The sequence below is a fragment of the Shewanella eurypsychrophilus genome, assembly GCF_007004545.3.
GTDB lineage: Bacteria > Pseudomonadota > Gammaproteobacteria > Enterobacterales > Shewanellaceae > Shewanella > Shewanella eurypsychrophilus.
The window spans coordinates 4,412,317-4,434,493 of the sequence record NZ_CP045503.2 but is presented as its reverse complement, the minus strand read 5'-3'; the positions used below and the strand labels follow the sequence as shown (position 1 = coordinate 4,434,493).

The 22,177-nt window shown below is 43.0% G+C and carries 22 protein-coding genes; 12 read left to right on the top strand and 10 right to left on the bottom strand.

Annotation, left to right across the window (positions count from 1 at the left end):
- Window positions 1-26 precede the first annotated feature (26 nt).
- A complete protein-coding gene (gene ispE / locus FM038_RS18925; RefSeq protein WP_142870579.1) occupies window positions 27-884 on the bottom strand; it encodes a 4-(cytidine 5'-diphospho)-2-C-methyl-D-erythritol kinase in 858 nt (285 codons plus the stop codon).
- Window positions 885-1,550, bottom strand: coding sequence for a lipoprotein insertase outer membrane protein LolB (gene lolB / locus FM038_RS18920; protein ID WP_142870578.1), 666 nt, complete (start codon window positions 1,548-1,550; stop codon window positions 885-887).
- Window positions 1,551-1,820: 270 nt separating this feature from the next.
- Between lolB and hemA the strand changes: the two genes are divergently transcribed.
- The 3 genes from hemA to prmC all read left to right on the top strand — a co-directional run bounded on the left by hemA (window position 1,821) and on the right by prmC (window position 5,085).
- Complete coding sequence (gene hemA, locus FM038_RS18915; protein WP_142870577.1) at window positions 1,821-3,071, top strand: glutamyl-tRNA reductase; 1,251 nt, start codon at window positions 1,821-1,823, stop codon at window positions 3,069-3,071.
- 13 nt (window positions 3,072-3,084) lie between these two features.
- Window positions 3,085-4,170, top strand: a complete 1,086-nt coding sequence (gene prfA, locus FM038_RS18910; RefSeq protein ID WP_142870576.1) for a peptide chain release factor 1 — start codon at window positions 3,085-3,087, stop codon at window positions 4,168-4,170.
- 72 nt (window positions 4,171-4,242) lie between these two features.
- A complete protein-coding gene (gene prmC, locus FM038_RS18905) occupies window positions 4,243-5,085 on the top strand; it encodes a peptide chain release factor N(5)-glutamine methyltransferase (RefSeq protein ID WP_142870575.1) in 843 nt (280 codons plus the stop codon).
- Window positions 5,086-5,559: 474 nt separating this feature from the next.
- Here the strand turns inward: prmC and FM038_RS18900 are convergent, their stop codons facing one another.
- Complete coding sequence (locus FM038_RS18900; protein ID WP_142870574.1) at window positions 5,560-5,979, bottom strand: GNAT family N-acetyltransferase; 420 nt, start codon at window positions 5,977-5,979, stop codon at window positions 5,560-5,562.
- A gap of 82 nt (window positions 5,980-6,061) precedes the next feature.
- Here FM038_RS18900 and FM038_RS18895 point away from each other — a divergent pair, with 82 nt between their 5' ends.
- From FM038_RS18895 to FM038_RS18865, 7 genes are all read left to right on the top strand, one after another.
- Window positions 6,062-6,976, top strand: a complete 915-nt coding sequence (locus FM038_RS18895) for a LysR family transcriptional regulator (protein WP_223292905.1) — start codon at window positions 6,062-6,064, stop codon at window positions 6,974-6,976.
- 122 nt (window positions 6,977-7,098) lie between these two features.
- Window positions 7,099-7,494: a SirB2 family protein gene (locus FM038_RS18890; protein WP_142870572.1), complete on the top strand. Its 396-nt coding sequence runs from the start codon at window positions 7,099-7,101 to the stop codon at window positions 7,492-7,494.
- Entirely contained in the window at window positions 7,494-8,282 is a 789-nt protein-coding gene (locus tag FM038_RS18885) for a transglutaminase family protein (RefSeq protein ID WP_142870571.1), read from the top strand. Before FM038_RS18890 ends, FM038_RS18885 begins: the two co-directional genes overlap by 1 nt.
- A 199-nt stretch (window positions 8,283-8,481) precedes the next feature.
- Window positions 8,482-9,744 carry a DUF819 family protein gene (locus FM038_RS18880; RefSeq protein ID WP_142870570.1) on the top strand — a complete coding sequence of 421 codons (1,263 nt, stop codon included), beginning with the start codon at window positions 8,482-8,484 and terminating at the stop codon, window positions 9,742-9,744.
- 808 nt (window positions 9,745-10,552) lie between these two features.
- Window positions 10,553-11,401 (top strand): 3-deoxy-8-phosphooctulonate synthase, encoded by an 849-nt coding sequence (gene kdsA / locus FM038_RS18875; protein WP_142870569.1) that lies wholly within the window; start codon window positions 10,553-10,555, stop codon window positions 11,399-11,401.
- A 189-nt stretch (window positions 11,402-11,590) separates the two neighbouring features.
- Entirely contained in the window at window positions 11,591-13,129 is a 1,539-nt protein-coding gene (locus tag FM038_RS18870; protein ID WP_142870631.1) for an AbgT family transporter, read from the top strand.
- A 185-nt stretch (window positions 13,130-13,314) separates the two neighbouring features.
- Window positions 13,315-14,187 (top strand): DMT family transporter, encoded by an 873-nt coding sequence (locus FM038_RS18865; protein WP_142870568.1) that lies wholly within the window; start codon window positions 13,315-13,317, stop codon window positions 14,185-14,187.
- A gap of 24 nt (window positions 14,188-14,211) precedes the next feature.
- Here the strand turns inward: FM038_RS18865 and FM038_RS18860 are convergent, their stop codons facing one another.
- Window positions 14,212-14,889, bottom strand: a complete 678-nt coding sequence (locus tag FM038_RS18860; protein WP_223292904.1) for a phosphatase PAP2 family protein — start codon at window positions 14,887-14,889, stop codon at window positions 14,212-14,214.
- Window positions 14,890-15,028: 139 nt separating this feature from the next.
- Window positions 15,029-15,418 (bottom strand): MaoP family protein, encoded by a 390-nt coding sequence (locus tag FM038_RS18855; protein ID WP_142870567.1) that lies wholly within the window; start codon window positions 15,416-15,418, stop codon window positions 15,029-15,031.
- 152 nt (window positions 15,419-15,570) lie between these two features.
- On the opposite strand from FM038_RS18855, the gene FM038_RS18850 reads away from it, so the two are divergent.
- A complete protein-coding gene (locus FM038_RS18850; protein WP_142870566.1) occupies window positions 15,571-16,419 on the top strand; it encodes a LysR family transcriptional regulator in 849 nt (282 codons plus the stop codon).
- Between the two features lie 45 nt (window positions 16,420-16,464).
- On the opposite strand, the gene FM038_RS18845 is transcribed toward FM038_RS18850, so the two are convergent.
- From FM038_RS18845 to FM038_RS18830, 4 genes are all read right to left on the bottom strand, one after another.
- On the bottom strand, window positions 16,465-16,578 hold the full coding sequence (locus FM038_RS18845; protein WP_142870565.1) for a methionine/alanine import family NSS transporter small subunit: 114 nt from the start codon (window positions 16,576-16,578) through the stop codon (window positions 16,465-16,467).
- Between the two features lie 75 nt (window positions 16,579-16,653).
- On the bottom strand, window positions 16,654-18,141 hold the full coding sequence (locus tag FM038_RS18840) for a sodium-dependent transporter (RefSeq protein ID WP_142870564.1): 1,488 nt from the start codon (window positions 18,139-18,141) through the stop codon (window positions 16,654-16,656).
- Window positions 18,142-18,315: 174 nt separating this feature from the next.
- On the bottom strand, window positions 18,316-19,302 hold the full coding sequence (locus FM038_RS18835; RefSeq protein WP_223292903.1) for a ketopantoate reductase family protein: 987 nt from the start codon (window positions 19,300-19,302) through the stop codon (window positions 18,316-18,318).
- A 21-nt stretch (window positions 19,303-19,323) separates the two neighbouring features.
- Window positions 19,324-19,689 carry a VanZ family protein gene (locus tag FM038_RS18830; RefSeq protein ID WP_142870563.1) on the bottom strand — a complete coding sequence of 122 codons (366 nt, stop codon included), beginning with the start codon at window positions 19,687-19,689 and terminating at the stop codon, window positions 19,324-19,326.
- Between the two features lie 455 nt (window positions 19,690-20,144).
- Here FM038_RS18830 and FM038_RS18825 point away from each other — a divergent pair, with 455 nt between their 5' ends.
- Complete coding sequence (locus tag FM038_RS18825) at window positions 20,145-20,630, top strand: YajQ family cyclic di-GMP-binding protein (protein ID WP_142870562.1); 486 nt, start codon at window positions 20,145-20,147, stop codon at window positions 20,628-20,630.
- A gap of 106 nt (window positions 20,631-20,736) precedes the next feature.
- Here the strand turns inward: FM038_RS18825 and FM038_RS18820 are convergent, their stop codons facing one another.
- On the bottom strand, window positions 20,737-22,152 hold the full coding sequence (locus FM038_RS18820) for an AmpG family muropeptide MFS transporter (protein WP_142870561.1): 1,416 nt from the start codon (window positions 22,150-22,152) through the stop codon (window positions 20,737-20,739).
- Window positions 22,153-22,177: the final 25 nt, after the last annotated feature.

The window sequence follows — 22,177 nt, the reverse complement described above, 5'->3', positions numbered from 1 at the left end:
GTAATGAGAAACTACTTTAGAGTTTTTTAGCCTTTAGCTAATCTCATAGCTAAAGGAGATATATTTGTTCCTTTTGCAACAAAGCCTTTCATATCTACGGATAACTTATCCGCGACCTCTAGTGCGTCTTGCTGCTGTTCGAATTGACCGAAAACGCACGCTCCGGTTCCAGTCATTCTAGACGGCGCATATTCTATCAGCCAGTCTAAGGCTTTGGCAACTTTGGGCTGACGCCTAACAACCAGTTCTTGGCAATCATTTTGCCAAGAACTGTTCATTAATGAGTCAAGGTCTAGTTTTGGCGTATTACGAGTCAATGAGGGATCTTGGAATATTTCGGCAGTAGATACATGCACATTCGGGATGAGAACAAGATACCAATACTCCTTAGGTGAAACAGTTATTAACTTCTCACCTACACCTTCAGCGAATGCTGATAAACCATTAATAAAAACAGGGACATCGGCGCCGAGTTCAAGTCCTATCTCCATGAGTTGCTCTTTAGATAATTGCGTATCCCAAAGATAATTTAATGCCACTAATGTCGTTGCAGCATCCGATGAGCCACCACCAATTCCGCCGCCCATAGGCAGGCGCTTGTCCAGCCAAATCTCGGCACCCCTTTGGCAATGAGTATATTTCTGCAAAGATTTTGCGGCTAACAGAATTAAGTTATCGCTATCAGCAACAGAATCTGAAATATTTGAGTGCAGCTTAAGCTGAGAAGATGCAGTTACTTTAAAATCTAGGTAGTCGCAGTGTTCGATAAATTGAAATAAAGTCTGTAATTCATGATATCCATCTTCGCGTTGATTATTGATATGCAAGAATAGGTTTAGTTTTGCTGGCGCCGGCCAAGCTAAAGATAAGCGTGTGTCCTTCATTTATTTTTTGCTCTCATCTGGCATTAAGCCAAGATCTTGTTTATTTGTGCTTACATTTTGATTTGCTAACGCTTGCCACTGACTGACTTGGATCTTGAGACGAAGATCGGCCCTTTTAAGCTGTAACATCCGAGGTAACTCTGCGCCACTCTGTTGTTGCCATTGTTGAAACTCTACGTGCCAAGACGGGCTTTGTAATGGCGTGGTTAAAATTACTGGTCTATTCTTTTCATCAAATGAATCTATGAGGTCATCTGCAGACGCTTGTCCGGTGATCCATAATGGTAAGGCTTGAACGGGAATTGACCAACCAGTCACATTAGTAAGTAACTGCTGCGCGTCATTGTGTTGATAAACTTTGCCATCAACCTCTAGTCGTGTCAGGCCTTGTTCGGTCGTTAGCGACAATATCGTTGTGCCTAACATGGTGGTGAGCCTCAACTCATCTCTAAATTGAGTGTGTAGCCAATAGAGATTGGTACTGAAATTCTCGTTCTGAGTCCTGACTGCGAGTTTGCCTTTCATCTCCCAAGCTTTGGCTTGCGATACCTTATCAACGTTTATGGGCACTAAGTTTATAGGCGTTGTTGTACAACCCGAAAGAAAACTTAGGCATAGAAGTGTCGCTAAGAGAGAGTATTTTGTGAGATAGCTCAAATTATTCATCTATAACTGATAGTGAAGTTCTCTATGATACGAAGGCCGCCAGATAATGCCAGAATTAAATGCAAAAAACGCTGTAACTCTCTTAGCATATGGTTATCAAGCTAAGGCAGTATTGGTATTGATTGAGGCAAAATAGCTAAACTTAATTGGGAAAATGAGTAAGAACTGTGATTATTATTCGGTTTTGTTAAGCATATTCTGTTTTTAGTTCATTCAATTAAGTAGAATGTCCAACAATAAATGAGATACCAAGAGACCAGAACGAGTCAGATGACCCTTGTAGCAATCGGTATTAATCATAAAACAGCCACGGTAGATCTTCGAGAGAAGGTCGCGTTTTCACCAGATAAAATTCATGACGCTATGAAGAGTCTGGCCAAGGAAACCCAAACCGGCGAAGCTGTCATCATTTCAACTTGTAACCGTACTGAGCTGTATACTAATACTGCTGATGAAGCGGCGGTTATTCGTTGGTTAGAAAATTATCATCAAGTTTCCCATGAAGATGTTGAACCTTGTCTTTATCGCTATGAAGGTCGAGAGGTAGCGAAGCATTTGATGCGTGTTTCATCGGGTTTAGATTCACTTATTCTGGGTGAACCGCAGATCCTGGGACAAGTGAAACAGTCTTTCGTTAAGGCGAAAGAGGCTGGCACAGTCGCAATAACCATGGAACGTATGTTTCAAAATACGTTCTCTGTCGCTAAAAGAGTTAGAACAGAAACAGAGATTGGTGCTGCTGCTGTATCTGTAGCATTTGCTGCAGTGAGTATGGCTAAACATATCTTCTCAGCGTTAAGTGCCACTAAAGTGCTTTTGATTGGTGCTGGTGAGACCATTGAGCTGGTAGCACGCCACTTAAAAGATAATGGTGTCGATTCAATGGTGGTGGCTAACCGAACACTTTCACGTGCCGAAGGTATGTGTGAAGAGTTTGGTGCGACAGCGATTACGCTTGAACAGATACCAGATTATCTCCCTCAGGCCGATATCGTGATATCATCTACCGCTAGCCCATTACCGATACTCGGTAAAGGCATGGTAGAAAAAGCGCTTAAGCAGCGTCGTCATCAGCCTATGTTGTTGGTTGATATAGCAGTTCCTCGAGATATCGAAGCCGAGGTTGCTGATCTTGACGATGCCTTCCTCTACACAGTGGATGACCTGCAAAGCATCATAGAACAGAATATGGCCTCACGAAGAGAGGCTGCCGAGCAAGCTGAGATAATTGCTGAAGAAGAGTCACATCTTTTCATGGAGTGGATCCGCTCATTAGAGTCGGTAGACAGTATTCGTGAATATCGCACCCAAAGTATGGCGATAAAAGATGAGCTAGTTGAGAGAGCGATCAATAAGTTAGCCCAAGGCGGAGACAGCGAGAAATTGCTGCTTGAACTCGCCAACAAGCTAACCAATAAATTGATCCATGCTCCAACACAAGCCTTGACTGCAGCAAGTCGCCAAGGTGATCTGAATAGCATTGGCCAGCTAAGAACCGCGCTCGGACTAGATAAAAACTAAGGTTAGCGTAGTAATGAAGGACAGTGTGATCCGCAAGCTTGAAGGCTTGCTTGAGCGTAACGAAGAAGTATTGGCTCTATTGAGCGACCCAGGTGTTATTGCTGATCAAGAGCGCTTTCGTGCGCTCTCAAAAGAGTACTCTCAGTTAGAAGATATCGTTGCTGCTTTTAAAGCATTTCAACAGGCGAGTGAAGATCATGAAGGTGCCAAAGAGATGTTGGCAGAGAATGATCCTGAGCTCAAAGAGATGGCTCAAGAAGAGTTCAAAGAAACAAAAGCTGTTATTGAAAAGCTTGAAGATGAAATTCAAATCTTACTGCTTCCTAAAGATCCGAAAGACGATAACAATGCTTTTGTCGAGATCCGCGCTGGTGCAGGTGGTGATGAAGCGGCTATTTTCGCTGGTGATTTGTTTCGCATGTACAGCAAGTACATAGAGTCTAACCGCTGGCAGTCAGAGATCATGAACTCTAACGAAGGTGAGCATGGTGGCTTCAAAGAGATCATCATCAAAGTCAGTGGTGAAGGTGTATACGGTAAGTTGAAGTTCGAGTCCGGCGGACATCGAGTTCAGCGCGTACCAGAAACAGAATCACAAGGCCGTGTTCATACCTCAGCATGTACCGTTGTTATTTTGCCTGAAGTTCCTGAAGCAGAAGCCATTGAAATAAATAAGGGCGATCTGAAAGTCGATACTTTTAGAGCATCGGGTGCCGGTGGACAGCACGTCAACAAAACAGATTCAGCGATCCGTCTTACGCATATCCCATCAGGTATTGTGGTCGAGTGTCAAGATCAGCGCTCGCAGCATAAGAACCGTGCTCAAGCGATGAGTGTGCTTACAGCGCGTATCCAAGCTGTAGAAGATGAAAAGCGTCGTAGCTCAGAAGAAAGTACCCGCCGTAACTTAGTGGGTAGTGGTGATCGTTCAGAGCGTGTTCGTACTTATAATTTCCCTCAAGGGCGCGTCAGTGATCATCGTATCAACTTGACCCTATATCGCTTAAATGAAGTGATGGAAGGTGAGTTAGATGTGTTGATCTTTCCTTTGATGCAAGAAAACCAGGCCGATATGCTAGCGGCGCTCGGTGAAGAGTAGGCAATACGCCTATACTCCACTTTAGGTTTTGAATTCAGTCATACACTTATGGTGTCATATTAAGGAATTCCCTTGTATCAGACGTTAGCTGAAGCTCTCAATTGGGCTTCGCCCCAATTGCTTGATATATCCGATACACCTAAGCTTGATGCTGAGGTGATGCTGCTGCATATTATTCATAAACAACGTGGCTATCTTTATACTTGGCCCGATGAGCGTTTAACGTCTGATCAGGTTATTGAATACACAATGATGGTTGAGCGACGTCTGTTAGGGACGCCTATCGCGCATATCGTCGGTGAAAGAGAGTTTTGGTCATTACCTTTTATGGTTAATCCAACGACACTCATTCCACGTCCTGACACTGAAATTTTAGTGGAAACCGCCTTGAACTTGCCACTTGCAGAAAATGCTAGGGTGCTGGATCTTGGGACCGGAACAGGGGCTATAGCCTTGTCTCTGGCCTATGAAAAGAGTCAGTGGCAGATCACTGCAGTTGATAAAATTATTGAAGCAGTGGCATTGGCTAAGGCTAACCGAGCTCAGTTAAAGTTACCGCAGGTGGAGATCATTCAGAGTGATTGGTTTGACAGCATAGACTGCTATGACTTTAACCTGATTGTTTCTAATCCTCCATATATTGACGAAACTGATGTTCATCTTGATCAAGGTGATGTTAGGTTTGAGCCCCACAGTGCACTGACGGCATCTGAGCATGGATTTGCCGATCTATATCATATTGCCGATTGTGCGCGTGATTACTTGGCTCCAGGTGGCTACTTGCTGTTAGAGCATGGCTTTGGTCAAGCACTGCAATTAAGGGCTAAGATGATTGAGCTTGGTTATGAAAATGTCGCCACAGTACGAGATTTCGGTAGCAATGACCGTTGCACACTCGGTAGATTCCCAAGGTAGATACTCGGGGCTCATTTTTGAGTAAGCCTACAGAGCTTGTCAGCTGAATAAATTTGAACGCCATTGGTATTTATATACTAATGGCGTTTTTGTTTATCTAACAAAGCTTGCTAGCCTTTGAATGAAGACTGATTACATTTTAGGGGGTCACTGGTTTGATGGTTCCAGCAGGTCATACTTCTATGGTCACCTACCTACAGGCTGGCGAGGCATGTACAGATACTCCTGCGAGACGCTGAAAATATGGTCCCTGTAGTCTCTGTGGCAGTGTCTGATGTTAATGTTTTTTTAAAATACCGCGGTGGCTGGATGTCATAAAGCGCCATGTCGTCGAAGCTCGCAGCGGCATCTACACTTGGAATTCAGCAGCAAGGTTTTCTCTTCGAGCTCCCCTTTAACATAGCCACCCATAATTTTTGCCGTTTTATTAAGCGATAAATTATGGGGAGGTAAAGTGGGTGGCTATGTTCATCACTAAGGCACTAAATTTTTAACCATAAAATATTTACAACCGGTTTTTGGGTAGGCTTCTTGAGTCCATTGTAGGGTATAGCCTCTGGCTTCATAGAAGGGGCGGGCCTGGAAATTTAGAGTGTCGAGGATGGCGTAGATACAGCCTCGTTCAATAGCGATGGCTTCGGCTTGAGCCAATAATTGATCTCCTATGCTTTGCCCCCTGAGTGTTTCACTAACCCAAAGGTTGTCTATTTGTAGCCAGTTGCCAAATGTTCTTGCTGAGAAACCCGCGAGTAAATCTCCGTTATCATCTTCAAGCTTGAGCCCAAGAGGTAGGCGCTCAGATACTTCCCAGCGCTGCCAGTTAAATTCAGCGATCTTTTGCTCGACTGTATTGGCAAATTCTTTTGTATCATCGAAAGTGAAGTTGAGGCTCATGTGAATTTCTCATCTTGTAATATTAAGCTTAGAGCATAAACTAAGGCTAGTTATGTGATAAGTGCATAATCTGCATGTGGAGATGAAAACTGTGCATAATAACTTGCAGCGATTAGATTTAAACTTACTTAAAGTTTTTAATGCTCTTTATTTACATCGACATGTATCGAGAGCGGCGAGTTCGGTTCATCTGAGTCAATCGGCATTTAGTCATGCGTTAGCTAGATTGCGGGACCAACTCGATGATGAGCTTTTTATTCGAAGTCATACCAAGATGATCCCTACCGAATATGCTATTAGCATCCATTCTCCTATCACCCAAGTGTTGGTGACACTTAATACGTGTTTTGGGCAGAAATTAGAGTTTGCTCCCACAAAGAGTAAGCATGAGTTTAATTTTGCTGTGACTGATTTTACCACCTTGTTAATGATGCCTAAGCTAATTGCTCATCTGGAGCGAGTAGCACCAGAGGTGAGAATCAATCTAACTAATCATGATGCTAAGTTGCCCATTAGTGCTTTTGAGGAAGCAGAGATCGATTTCTCTCTTGGTTACGCCCACGGTGAAGTTGAATCGACTCGCTTAATCGATGAGTGGGTTTGGTTGGAGGACAGCTATTGCACACTTGCAAGTAATGATTTGGTTAGCTTAGACCTGCAAACTTTTCTTCAGCGAAAGCACATTTTGGTCTCTCCATGGGGGGAGAGGAGTGGTGTAGTAGATAAGCAGCTGTGTTTGTTAGGTCATAGTCGAGACATAGCTATTCAACTGCCCAATGTTATGAACGCACCTTTTCTTGTTGCAGGGTCTGATTTATTGATCACTTTGCCGAAATTAGCGGCGATTGAACTACAGGGATTGCTGCCTATTCGCTTGTTTGATGTGCCGTTTACTATGCCAAAATATCAGCTTAAAGTATTTAGTTATACCCCCACCCAAGCGAGTACTGAGAACCGTTGGATGCTAGCTCAGTTGAGACTGCTTTTTATGACATAAAAGTGAAAGTAGAAAAAGTTGAGTGTTTTTATCTTAAACTTGCTCAATAGAGAGAGTGATATTGGTGATGAAGACTGGGATCAGGTACACTACCGCCTTTGTCAGCCACATAAGAGTTTTAAATGGAAACCCTCAACAGCCTTTATCCTGCTATCAAGCATGTTCATTTAACCTTCATTGCCGCTAGTGTTCTGTTTTTCCTAGTTCGCTTTGTTTTACACATGCGTCAATCTCCAATTATGGATAAAAAGCTAGTCAAAATTGCCCCTCATGTGATTGATACTCTCTTACTACTGTCTGGTTTGACACTTTGTTTTATTATTAAGCAATATCCATTTATCGACCCTTGGTTAACCGAGAAGTTTACAGCTGTTATTGCCTATATCATTCTGGCTACCATTTCACTGAAAGCCAATAAAGGTAAGTTGTTTAAAGTGTTTGCAGCTCTAGGTGCGATAGCTTGGGTGGTTTATGCGGCAAAGTTAGCCATGTTTAAGCAAGCGGTATTGATGGGATAATGACGACTTTGACTCTAAATGACAGTATTCAATTGCCTGAACAAGCTTTTGAAATTTCACAGCACTTAGGTTTTTCTAAGGTAGAAGCTGCAAAGTGGGCTTGGCTTGAAATCGCTGGCTCTGTATTGAGTCACTACGTCGTTGATCGTCAGCAAAGGCTTGATGGCTTACTCAACTGGTTTTATAAAGACTTAGGATTCTGTGTTCGTGAATCTTACTTTAGTGTAGAAGCGGCAGACCTTGCTGCTTGTATCACCACTCGTCAAGGCAATAGCACGACATTAGCAACAGTGTTGATGTTACTCGCTAAGCAGTTGGACCTAAAATTAGAACCTTTGTTGCTCCCAGGTACGACAGTGCTTTGCAGTCGTATTGATGCCGAGATACGTTACATTGACCCATTAACGGGCAAAGATTTAACTCGGCATGAGCTACATGTGCTTGTTCGTGGTGAATTGGGGAATGGTGTCGGTTTTAAGCCTAGCTATCTCAAGCCTGTTACGTTGAAGCGATTAGTCTCTCGAATGATCCATGAGCTAAAAGCTGGCAGTATTGTTTCTCATCAGTTTGAGCCAGCGATGGAATGCTGTAACTTGCTCTTACAATGGCATCCTGATGACTTAAACCTCAATCGTGAACGTGCTTTCATCGCCCAGCAATTAGGCTGCATTAGTGTTGCCGCTGCTGACTTGAAGCACTTTGTCGATAACAGCCCTCATGACCCTGTGATTGAGTTGGTTAAGATGCAGCTCAAAGAGCTCTCGGATGAACGAGAAGTTTATCACTAAATATTAAGAGGCAAGTCATTAGACTTGCCTCTTTTGTGTTTACCTATTTGAGCTTGCCAATTTAAGTAAATAATCGCCTGAATCAAGTTTCGACACTCATATCAGAATTAAACGTTCAACCAAAAATAGAAAATAACAATCTACATAAATAATAAAAATTAAAATAACAATAATGCTATCGTAGGGGAGATAACTCAGCATGAGTAGTACAGCCATAGTGACAAATGATGCCACAGCGCTAGGCCTGTTGGCCGTCGTTTTAGGTTTTGTATTTTATACCAGTAATAGTAAGCATCCATTCTGGACCAAGTTCTATAAGTTTATCCCTGCACTACTTATGTGCTACTTCCTACCTTCCTTGCTAAACACATTTAATATTATCGATGGCGACACGTCTCAGCTTTACTTCGTGGCATCAAGATATTTGTTACCAGCCTGTTTAGTGTTACTAATATTGAGCGTCGATCTTAAGGCCATTCTGTCTTTAGGGCCCAAAGCTATTATCATGTTCTTAACCGGTACCGTGGGGATCGTGATCGGCGGACCTATTGCGTTACTGATCATCTCTGCTATCAACCCTGACGTGTTAGGCGTCACTGGGCCTGAAGCCGTATGGCGTGGTATGACGACGCTCGCGGGTAGCTGGATTGGCGGCGGTGCAAACCAAGCTGCGATGAAGGAGATTTACGAGGCTGGCGGAGATATCTTCTCTATCATGGTGACGGTAGATGTGATTGTCGCCAATATTTGGATGGCCGTTCTGTTGTTTATGGCATCTAAGGCAAAACAGATCGATGCTAAAACGGGCGCTGATACCACAGCTATTGAAGAGCTTAAGGCTAAAGTTGAAAAGTATCATGCGGAAAATGCGCGTATACCAAGCCTGAACGACCTGATGCTGATTGTTGCAATTGGTTTTGGTGTGACAGGCCTTGCTCATCTCATCGCTGATTTTCTTGGTCCATTTTTCGAAGCAAACTATCCCTGGACGCGTGATTACAGTTTAACGTCTAAGTTTTTCTGGTTGATCGTGACAGTAACGACAATCGGTCTTGCGATGTCATTTAGTCCCGTACGTCACATAGAAGCAGCCGGTGCATCTAAAGTGGCAACCGTATTTCTGTATATTCTAGTCGCGACAATCGGTTTACATATGGATGTGTCAAAACTGGCAGATCCTGATAATCTTTGGTATTTTGCTATCGGTATTATCTGGATGCTCATTCACGCAAGCTTTATGTTAATAGTGGCTAAGATAATTAAGGCTCCACTGTTTTATATGGCAGTAGGCAGTCAGGCCAACGTTGGCGGCGCTGCATCAGCGCCAGTGGTTGCAGCGGCTTTCCATCCTGCATTAGCACCGGTTGGCGTACTGCTAGCAGTATTGGGCTATGCTGTAGGAACGTATATGGCTTGGATGTGTGGCCAGTTACTACAGATAATAGCGACTCAGGGCTTATAGTTTTAAAAACAGCACGCTGTAGGAAGCTTTTGTGGTAAATACTTGGCTTGGATGTGCGGTCAGTTACTACAGATAATAGCGACTCAGGGCTTATAGTTTTAAAAACAGCACGCTGTAGGAAGCTTTTGTGGTAAATACTTGGCTTGGATGTGTGGCCAGTTACTACAGATAATAGCGACTCAGGGCTTATAGTTTTAAAAACAGCACGCTGTAGGAAGCTTTTGTGGTAAATACTTGGCTTGGATGTGCGGTCAGTTACTACAGATAATAGCGACTCAGGGCTTATAGTTTTAAAAACAGCACGCTGTAGGAAGCTTTTGTGGTAAATACTTGGCTTGGATGTGCGGTCAGTTACTACAGATAATAGCGACTCAGGGCTTATAGTTTTAAAAACAGCACGCTGTAGGAAGCTTTTGTGGTAAATACTTGGCTTGGATGTGTGGTCAGTTACTACAGATAATAGCGACTCAGGGCTTATAGTTTTAAAAAAAGCACGCTGTAGGAAGCTTTTGTGGTAAATACTTGGCTTGGATGTGCGGTCAGTTACTACAGATAATAGCGACTCAAGGCCTATAAGCTTTAAACACAGCACGCTGTAGGAAGCTTTTGTGGTAAATACTTGGCTTGGATGTGCGGTCAGTTATTACAGATAATAGCGACTCAAGGCCTATAAGCTTAAACACTGCATGCTGTGTTTAAGCTTTTATGTGGTAGATATATGCCTGGCTAGAGCTGAGTATTTTATATAAACAACGTTTTTTGATTCATGCCGAGGCGCTGGCCTTGGCTCTTTTAGAGAGAAGTACAGATGAGTAATAAAGTCATAAGTCTAGGTTCAATCGAGATAGCTAACGATAAACCTTTTGTGTTATTCGGTGGCATGAATGTGCTTGAGTCTCGTGATTTAGCAATGAAGATTGCTGAAACCTATGCAGAAATCACTCAGAAACTTGGCATTCCTTATGTGTTTAAAGCCTCTTTCGATAAAGCAAACCGTTCATCGGTGAATTCTTATCGCGGTCCGGGAATGGAAGAGGGACTTAAGATCTTTGAAGAGATCAAGAAGACCTTTAACTTGCCTCTGATAACCGATGTACATGAGATCCATCAATGTGCACCCGTTGCTGAAGTGGTTGATATTATTCAACTGCCAGCCTTCCTTGCACGTCAAACTGATCTCGTTGTTGCAATGGCTAAAACAGGCGCCATCATCAATGTGAAGAAACCTCAGTTTCTAGCGCCTCATGAGATGCGTCATATCGTCACCAAGTTTAATGAAGCGGGTAATGATGAGATCATTCTTTGCGAACGTGGTTCTAGCTTTGGTTATAACAACTTGGTCGTAGACATGCTGGGTATGGATGAGATGAAGCAAACGGGTTACCCAGTTATCTTCGATGCCACCCATGCACTTCAGCGCCCTGGTGGCCGTACTGACAGTGCTGGCGGACGCCGCGCCCAAGCGACAGAACTTGCTCGAAGTGGTATGGCATTAGGTATAGCGGGCTTGTTTATCGAAGCGCATCCAGATCCTGATAATGCAAAATGTGATGGACCGTGTGCATTACCGCTAAATCAACTAGAGAATTACCTGACTCAGATGAAGGCCGTTGATGACTTGGTTAAGTCGTTTGATGCGATCGATACCAGTAAGTAATATCTAGCTTAAAGAGTGAATCAAGCCTCGGCCAATGCCGGGGCTTTTTATTGTCAATTTTTAATGATGATTAAGCTTGATTACAGAGTGTGTCTGTATTGTGCTGCTATATTAAAAAAGTTGCGCCTTTCATATATCATTATTCGATAGTGAAAGAGCAAGACAAGACTAACTTGAAGGTGATGAATGATGGCAAATGAACAAAGTGCTCCAGGGAAGCTTGGGCGGATATTAGATGGTATTGAACGGGTGGGTAATAAACTGCCAGATCCAGCGATGCTATTCCTTATTTTACTCTTTGCTGTGTGGGGACTGTCGGCGCTGCTATCTGGTGTCAGCTTTGAAGCGATTGATCCTAGAACCAGCTCCCCTATTGAAGTTAAAAATTTGCTCAGCGCTGAGGCATTGACTCATTTCCTGACTAGTATGGTAAGCACGTTTACCGCCTTTGCACCTTTGGGCGTGGTACTCGTCGCTATGCTAGGTGTAGGCGTTGCCGAGCACTCAGGCTTTATCAATACCGCGCTTAAGAAGATGCTTAAAGTCACTCCCCTTAAGTTTCTAACGCCAGCAGTGGTATTGGTAGGCATTATCTCTCACACCGCCACCGATGCTGGCTATGTAGTAGTTATCCCCTTAGCTGGGGTGATTTTCTTCACTGTTGGACGCCATCCGTTAGCGGGTATTGCAGCGGCGTTTGCCGGTGTATCGGGTGGCTTTTGTGCTAACTTTATTCCGTCGGGAATCGACCCTCTACTGCAAAGTTTTACCCAGTCAGCGGCACAAATTGTAGACCCTGATATTCAGATTAACCCGTTGAATAACTGGTTTTTTGCTGCAAGTTCCTGTATCCCAATCGTGTTAATTATCTGGTACTTAACTGATAAGGTACTCGAGCCAAGATTAAATCGAACTCATAAGGTTAATCATGATGAGGTCGATGTGCCTTCAATGGAGGAGAGCACGCCTAAAGAGGAGAAGGCATTCCTTATTGCAAGTTTAGTTATGCTGGCGGCAATGATCGGTTTCTTCTCGTTGACGATTTCTGAAACCTCAACACTGCGTGATGCCAATGGATCGCTCACTAGCTTCAGTGCGCCTTTAATGCAATCAATAGTGCCATTAATTTTCATCTTCTTCGTTATTCCTGGTGTCATTTACGGGTATATGACTGGCACCTTTAAGAACTCCAGTGATGTGGTGCAAGCCATGTCTAAATCTATGTCTGGTATGGCACACTACATCGTGATGGCGTTCTTCTGTGCTCAGTTTGTTGCGGCATTTTCGGCCTCAAACCTAGGCGCACTGATTGCAGTAGAAGGAGCGAGTGGCCTTCAAGCGATGAACCTTCCGGCCGAAGTTACCGTAGTCGGTATGATCATCTTAGTGGCATTTGTAAACCTGTTTGTCGGCTCCTCGTCGGCTAAGTGGGCCTTGATTGGTCCGGTACTCGTGCCTATGTTGATGCAGCTCAATATCAGCCCAGATCTTTCGCAAGCGGCCTATCGTGTCGGTGATTCCAGCTCCAATATCATTACCCCATTGATGCCTTACTTTCCACTCGTGGTAGTTTACTGTCAGCGCTACGTGAAGAATATCGGTATTGGTACCTTAATCTCTATGATGTTGCCATTTAGTCTGTGTTTACTCGCACTCTGGAGTAGCTGGCTATTGATATATTGGTCAATCGGCATGCCGCTAGGCTTAGGCGCGAGTTACACCTATTAAGCGATAATCAGCTTTAGCTAATGTATAAATATGAATAAAGCCTCGGATTTTTCGGGGCTTTTTCTATTGTATTTATTCTGGTGATAATGAGTATATTTAACTTTGATGAACACAGGCTCGTTTGCATCAAGCCGATAGGATACCCTTAAGATCTGACTTAAGCATTTAAGAAGTAGCAGTAATTTATGTGGATTTTATTTACCTTGCTTGCCGCGTCTATGCAGGCTTGGCGCAATGCATTTCAGAGCCAACTTAGCCAAGATATCAAGGTTTCAGGTGTGACATTAGCGCGGTTCATATGGGCTGGACCTATAGCTGCACTCTACTTGTGTGGTTTATATTTGTGGTGGCCTGTCGCTATGCCGGAATTCACAACACAATTTTGCCTTTATGTATTAGGTGCTGCTGCAGTGCAGATACTGGCCACAGCATTAATGGTTAAACTGTTTAAGCTTAAAAACTTTGCTGTAGGGGCCGGACTAGCTAAAAGTGAAGCCTTGGCTGCTGCGGTACTCGGAGTGATATTTTTCGGCACTTATCTAAGCGTTTTAGGCTGGCTTGGTGTATTCATCGGAGGAATTGCTGTTTTCATGATGAGTAGCGCTAAGGGGTTTAGAGAGATCTCATTAAAAACCGCCGTTATTGGTTTAGCTTGTGGAACAGGTTTCGCGTTAACCTCTCTGTGGGTTCGAGAGGCTAGCTTAATACTCGATTTACCCTTTCCACATGGGGCAGCTTGGGTGTTGCTCTTTGTCATCACTGTACAAACTATTGCCCTGCTAGCTTATCTCGTTATAACGGATAAACCGACTATAAGCGCCTTGCTTGAGCGACCTAAGCTGACACTGCTAACCAGTACGACGAGTTGTTTAGGTTCAATAGGCTGGTTCACAGCCATGTCGTTACAAACGGTGCCATACGTCAAAACCTTAGGTCAGATAGAAGTCTTTTTCACCTTGTTGATTGCCATGTTCTGGCTTAAACAGAAGGTAAAAATAAAAGATCTGTTGGCTTTGGTATTAATCGCAGTCGCGGCAATCTTAGTGATGTGGGGTTAATATCAATCGGTATAAGAGCCTTCTTTAATCTGCTTTGGAAGCATTGTGCTCTGCAGTTCGCAGTTTTTGAGTTGTAATAATTACCATATGGGCAATAAATACTCCTAATGTTGATCCGGCGAGTAAATCGCCAAAAAAGTGATAATTCTGACCAAGCTGTCCGATAAAAACACCGACCATACAGGCAAGCCAAAAAAGTCCTAAGCGGGGAAAATAGCTCCAAAAAACAGTGGCGAGTGCGAAAGTAAACAGGGCATGACCAGAAGGGAAAGAGTTATAGGCCAATCCTGACGCAAAGGGATGGAAGCCTTCCACACCATTAGCTATCCAGGATGGATTATTGCCCGATTCGGTGTAAATCCAAGTTTCAGGCCAAGTTCGGCCAAAAATGGCTTTAGCGCCAATTCTCACTAAGCTGGCAATGAGCAATATCGCTATCAAGTCGATGCATAACTGAGTAAATCGGTCACGATAAGATTTTATTAACAGGCTAAGGATAAAGGCGGCGGCTATCACTTCGAGTAAAGCAGGGACTTGACTGAGAAGCTTTAGCAAGGTGCCAGAATAGTTTTGAGCATGCATCATGTCTGCAATGACTCGATCCCAGAAGTTTACACTGATAATAATCAAGACTAACATCAGACCATAGCCAAGCATGGGTAAACGCCAATTTTTAGATTGCAGATGAAAGGATTGATGCAAAAGGTTCTATACCAAACGCTGAGATAAAAAGGTGCTGCTAATTTACCGTGAAAAAGATGCCATTGCAGCAAATGATTTCCGCTCGGTAGATACGTGGATTCAATCATTGTTTTTTATTGAACCCACTTTGAATGATAACTTAAGCGTGCAGCAATTGAAGGCTTTCTACTGCCAGTACTGGTACTGGAGTTTTCTCTGCTTTAGGCTTATGGCTAGTGCTATGTAAGCTATGTAAGCTATGTAAGCTATGAAAGCGTCTAGGTTCACGAGTCAGTTTTATGTACTTAATCCAAACCAATTCCAATTTTGTCTTTGCCTTTTGAGGCTGTTTAAGCATTCTTACAAAGTTGTTTTCCTCTAGGGTTAATGGCTCTAAAATACCGGCTTCAAGGGAAAGCATGGTCTCGCCGTATAGGCTTAGCACCTCAGCTTCTAGCAGAGTGAAATCCCCCGACTTTCTAAAACCTCTTGAAAAGTTAATATCATCAGTAAATGACTTTTGACCAAAGCGAAATGATTCTTCAGACATAACGACCTCTATAGCCTTAAATGATTAATCGTGAAACAGATCCACTGATTGTGAAGGTAGGTGTTTTGTCATAAAAAGAGAAACAAATGATTTTTATCGTCACCATAACGATTCCTTGATATTCTCCTTTTGAACAATTAAGAGATCTCAAGATGGACGTAAAAGTATTTAAAACGTTTTTAGAGGTGGCTAAAACCCGACATTTTGGCCGTGCTGCTGAAAACCTCTATATCACCCAAGCTGCGACGAGTGCCAGAATTAAACAGCTTGAATCTTTCTTCGGCACAAGTCTGTTTATTCGAGATAGAAATAACATCAAATTGACCAGTTCTGGCGAGCGTTTAGTTGCTTACGCCGACATTATGGTTAATACACTCGAGCAAGCTAAGAATGAACTGGCTTTGAGCGATACTAAGTCAATGCAGCTCATTCTGGCGGGAACACCTAATATTTGGGATGCGTACCTGCAGCGTAGTTTAAGTCTGATAACGAATGCATTTTCCGGTTGTGGTTTTCAAGCCGAGGCGCTGAGTCGTGAGCAATTAAATCGTAACTTGATAGAGCGTACCTTAGATATTGCTTTCTCGTTCGATCCGTTAAAGTCCGATGAGTTACAAAGTAAAGTGGTGACTGAGATGTCGCTGCTGCTAGTTTCTACACAAGATTGCGATGTAATGACGGCACTATCAGATAACTATGTATATATTGATTGGGGAACACGCTTCGCATCTGAGCACGCTAGTCGTCACAATAAAGCTCCGGCACCTTTCTTGAGGACATCAACGGGAAGAATTGCACTGGATTTTATTTTGGATAACACAGGTGCTGCTTACTTACCCTCAACTTTAGTTTCGTCTCAGCTTGCTACAAAGCAGCTGTTTATCGTTGAAGGAGCAGAGTTATGGCAAAGGCCTATCTATATCAATTACCGTAAGAATGCGGTCTCTATGGAGGCGATAGCTAGAGTTGAGGCATTACTGCAACAAGTTGAGTGTGATTAAAAACGAAATGTCGTTAAAGGCTAAGTATTAACGAACAGAATTGTTTTATTCGTGCTTATTTTTCTTGTTTTTTTTCATGGCTATTTTTATACAAAGGGCTGCGCCTCCCCATGTGATCAACAGGGCTAAGCTCATCATGATAATGGCAGAAATACTCATATATTTATCTCTCTTAAGTGCTGTTTCATAACTAGGAGGCTAGTCTAAAGTGCCCATACCTAAGCATGCTTAGATCTAGACTTCATCGTTATTTTTGCTAAACAGGTTAATGAATAGTGACAACACAAGCATGCAAGCAATAAGCCCCCAACCAAGAATTAGCTGATCACGCATAGGGTAACCGCCGTAGCCTTCAGATATTGTGTTAACTAAGTTTTTTACCAAAATAATGGCGAGCATAGTGGGGCTGATAAATCGTAAACAGAGGTCGAACCAATGGCCTACTGTGAATTCAGATATTCGATTCGCGTAATCTCTGATATCTGCAATTTTAAATAGCCAGGCGAGTATGAGCAGTTCGACAAAGCAACTAGCCAATAAGGCGACGTTATTAATAAAATAATCAACTAAGTCGAGCAGCAATAGCCCACCACTGGTAGCAAAGGCCATAGATACAATAAAACCGATGCCACAGACTAAACTAGCTGCTCGTTTTCGAGATAAATGTAGTTTATCCATCACTGCAGATGTAACAGCTTCAATAATTGAAATATGTGAGCTTAAGCCTGCAACGACGAGCGCTAGAAAGAAAAGCGGTCCTAATATATAAGGTGCTGGCAGCAAATTGATCGCAGCAGGAATGGTCACAAAAGCCAGCCCGACCCCAGATGATACGACATCGGTTAATGCCTTACCTTGCTCCATGGCCATGTAACCGAGCACGCCAAAGATGAGTATTCCGGATAAAATGGAGAAGCCGCAATTTATCAGCACAGTCATAAAGGCATTGTTATTAATGTCTGATTTATCTGGTAGGTAACTCGAATAAGCGAGCATGATGGCGAAGCCGACGCTTAAGCTGAAGAAAATTTGTCCGTAGGCTGCTGACCATACTTTTGCATCAAAAATCTTGCTGAAATCTGGTTCAAATAGATAATTCAGGCCTTCTAAGGCTCCTGGAAGAAAGATAATTCGACCAATCAGTGCCAAGACCATAATAAAGAGTAAAGGCATCATTATCTTGCTTGCACGCTCAATACCTCCCTTAACCCCGGTGAAAATGGCAAGGGAAGTGATTGACCAAGCAATAGCCATTGGGATGGCAATATGCATTTGGAACAGGCCTAAATTTGTTGGTGAGTGCTCGCCAAGTTGTAGATACTCTTTGAAAAAGAAGGCATTGGTATCCGTGCCCCAACTTTGAGTGAAGGAAAAGCTAAAAAATGATATCGCCCAGCCGATAATCGCAACATAATAAATAGCAATAATGGCTGCAATAAAGACCTGAAACCAGCCTAACCACTCCAGCCTAAGCCCGTAATTTTGTCCAAGCTTGGAGAAGACTTTTGGTGCTGCGCCCCTGAGCCTATGGCCTAAACTAAACTCCATGATCATAAAAGGAATACCAGCAGAGAGCATGGCAAACAGATAAGGAATAAAAAAAGCGCCACCGCCATTTTCATAGGCCATATAGGGAAAGCGCCAGATATTACCTAAACCGATCGCTGAGCCTACCGCTGCGAGGATAAAGCCAACTCGCGAGTTCCACTGCTCTCTTTGCATAACTAATCCATTGTTTTCAGTCAGCTGCCGTTCAACTAATAGTAGACATAAAAGTCAAATGCTGCCTATGAATATCGAAACTAGAGCCGCCGATGAGACTGTAGTTAAGTTAGTATTAGGATGTTGTGATTTAATGTATGGCGCTAGATGTTTGGAAATGACTATTCGCTTAGGTTACGTTAAATAGCCAGATTCAAGCTGCTGAACTTGCTTGAGTAAGGTTTCATTAACTTCAGCTGTTAATCCATACTCCTTGGCTCTTTCGACCACATAGCCATTGATATTGTCTATTTCAGTTCGTCGCTGATTAACAACATCTTGGTGCATCGACGAGAAGTTAGCACGGGTAAGCCCAATAACATTGAACACCCGCTTGGTGAGTGATATCTTGTCCAAATGAACGCCAGTTGCCAATGCCACATCAACGATTTCTTCGACAATATCGCAGATCTGCTGTCGATATTTTTCTGCGGCTAGTGCCCCATTCGAACAGTTTTCAATGGCTGTTAACGGGTTTATCGCCGCATTAATCGCCAGCTTTTGCCAAAGAAAAGGCAAAATTGGCTCACACCATTCAATATTTGGAATTGCACTTATTAACAACTGCTTTAAGTCCGGCGTCATTGATGGTCCACTTAAGCTACCTATTTGCGTGACACCTTCCCCTGTTTGTTTCACTGACCAGCTTTCGGTTCTGAGCGCACCTTGAGAGGTCGTGCCTAAACTCAAGCCTCGACCCGAAAGCATAGGGGCTATTTCAAGGTGTGGTCCCATACCATTGTGCAGCAGTAGGATATGACAGGAGGTAGGCAGTTGTGGCAGCAGGTTTTTTAGTGCTGCTTTGACCTGGTATGCCTTTACGCAAACGATTAATAGCCGAGTTTGCACGGCGAGTGAGTAAACACTATCTTCACCGGATCTCTCTGAACATTGCTTTTTATCCTCAGTTAGATTAACCAGCCTGGCTATTGTCTGGCTTTTTTTGCCCGATAGCGCACAGAAAGATAATACCTGTTCGTCTCTAGATTCACCTCTGACAAAAAAGTAGGGTATTTGTTTAGCAGGGGCTAGCTGGTGAAAAATCAGTTGGCCAATGGCTCCAGCGCCAAGTATGGCTATGTGTGTTGATTTGTTGCTCATCGCTGGTTTATCTGCAGGCATACTTTACTCTTATGGGAAGTGTTAGCTGGAGTCGGTAAGTTTTGCAGCTTTAAAGTAACGCAGGTAACTCCAGAGACAGAAATAGAAGAGTAGCACGCCTGCCATATCGGCAATAAAGTCGGCTAATGAAGCGCTTCGATAGGGCAGTCTCGATTGAACTAGCTCTATGAACACTGCATAGATCGCCAATGTTGTAGTCAGTAGGTACCATTTAGGCCGGAACGCCAGGTAGGTGAGTAGTGATAGGCAGAAGAAACTACCAAGATGGCCAACTTTGTCCATATTGGGTATTAGCTGGGGATAATTAGGCCGTGAGAAAACCAAGTAACTGATCACTATCAGCGCTAAAGCCAGAATTAATTTAAAAATTAGTCGTCTTGATATCAATGTTTGTTGAGTTCTTTGCCGTTTTTTTTATCATAAAAAAATGAAACGCGATTGTCACTATATAACTCAGAGTTATTGAGTTTTATACCATTCCTAATAAGTATCTGAGCATTCAGCGGGAGTTCAATGTGCTGTAGGCAAGGCGGATGTTTGAAGCTAATAGTTATTCTATATCGAGAACATTCAACGTAGCATAAAGTGCGTTGAACCCCGCACTACGTGAGGCTCTCAGTGTTTCCACTTCTGCGTTACACTGACTCTAAAGGGAATAACCATTTCGTCATCAATGTGCCTTGAATTGAAAAAGCTGAGAGTATCTGAACTGACCACATACTTATATGGAATGGTATTATTAAGCAGAATTAATATCCACAATGATATTAACGCCTTCTACAAAAATAACCTAAATACGTTAAACTAGGGCCACTAAAAATATTATTAATAGGACACTTGAAATGCCATCAATGGATATAGTTTCTGAAGTCGATGAAGTGGAGCTGCGTAACGCCGTAGATAACTCGGTACGTGAGCTTAAGACTCGTTTTGATTTTCGTGGGAAAGAAGCGAGTATTGAATATAAAGATCACATAGTCACTCTTTCTGCCGAAGATGATTTTCAGTGCAATCAGCTGGTGGACATATTGCGTATGCAGATGAGTAAACGTAATGTTGATCCAGGATCAATGGATGTTGATGAAAAAGCCATTCACAGCGGAAAAACCTTCTCTTTGAAAGTTAGGTTTAAAGAGGGTATTGAAAGCTTAATCGCGAAGAAGCTAGTCAAGAAGATCAAAGACAGCAAACTTAAAGTACAGTCGGCGATTCAGGGTGACTCGGTTCGTGTTACAGGTAAGAAGCGTGATGACTTGCAAGCCGTGATGGCATTGGCACGTGAAGCAGATTTAGGTCAGCCTTTTCAGTTTAATAATTTCAGAGACTAGGTAAACTTACGTTTTCTGCGAAAAATCAAGATGAAAGACGCTTAAGGAGCAGCTCTTTAAGCGTCTTTTTTCATTTTACCAATATCAACAGCCTTTAACTGAAACGCTAAGGTTTAGTGACCGAAACCTCATTTGATTCGTCTGTAATATCGTCATCATGGCGTGTGCGCTTATCGACAATATAGACCAGAATCAATACGGGGAAACCAATTAAACTGGCTGCAATAAAGAAGTTTACATAACCAAATGCATCGACGTAGACACCTGAAAATCCAGCTATAAACTTGGGGAAGAGTATCATTATCGAAGACAGCAAGGCATATTGTGTTGCACTGTATCCGCTGCTTGTGAGGCTAGATAAATAAGCAATGAATGCCGCAGTAGCAATTCCGGCACTGAAGTTATCGACTGAAATGGCAAAGGTTAAAAAGGACATATTGTAGCCAATATGAGCCTGCCATGCGAAAAGAAGATTCGTGACAGCGACTAATAATGCTCCAAGAAATAGAATTTTCATTGTCCCGTAGCGAACGATCAATAGCCCTCCAAATGCTGCACCAACTAAGGTCATAATCAGGCCATAAACTTTGCTAACAAATGCAATTTCTTCTTTACTGAACCCCATGTCGACATAGAACACATTGGCCATAATACCCATGACGATATCTGAAATGCGATAACATGAAATCAGTAATAAAATCAGGATAGCACTTTTACCGTACCGCTTAAAAAAATCGATAAAAGGCAATACACTGGCACTGTATAGCCAGGCGAGTGGTGTTGCTATTGTTGCAGGGTATTTCTGTGCAAATTTCAGCTTAAGTTGTAACTCATTTTCGTCAGCGCTTTTAGTATCAACTGTTGGCTCTTTACTGAAAAGAGTCGTAATAATACCGACCGACATCAGTAATGCCATCACAAAGTAAGCTGTTTGCCATGACTCGAGATTGTATCCATCGTTACCAGGATCAACCCAAGCGGCAATGGTTAACGCGCCTGCGGTGGCGACAATCATCGCCCCGCGATAGCCCACTTGATATGCCGCCGCTAATGCGGCTTGCATTTTTTCTGGTGCTGACTCAATTCGAAAGGCATCGATGACAATATCTTGGGTCGCGGACGCTAAAGCTAATAAAAAAGCGCATATTGCTAATCGTTCTAAGTCGACCAAGGGATCACTATAGGACATTCCAATAATGGCGCCGACTAGACATAATTGGGCGAAGACCATCCAGCCTCTTCGGCGTCCAAATAAGCGGGTAAATATGGGTAAAGACATGCGATCCACGAGTGGTGACCATGCCCATTTAAAGGCATAGGTGAGTGCAATCCAGCTAAAGTAACCTATAGCTGCTCGATCAACACCAGCCTCTCTTAACCAGAATGACAGCGTCGAGAACACCAGCATGAGTGGTAAGCCAGCAGAGAAGCCAAGCAGTAGCAGGATCAGTACGCGCTTGTGCATATATATCGATAGTGCGTCTTTAATGCGGGAAGATGTAGATTGAATAGCTAATGACATATAAAGAGTTCTTATTGACGATACC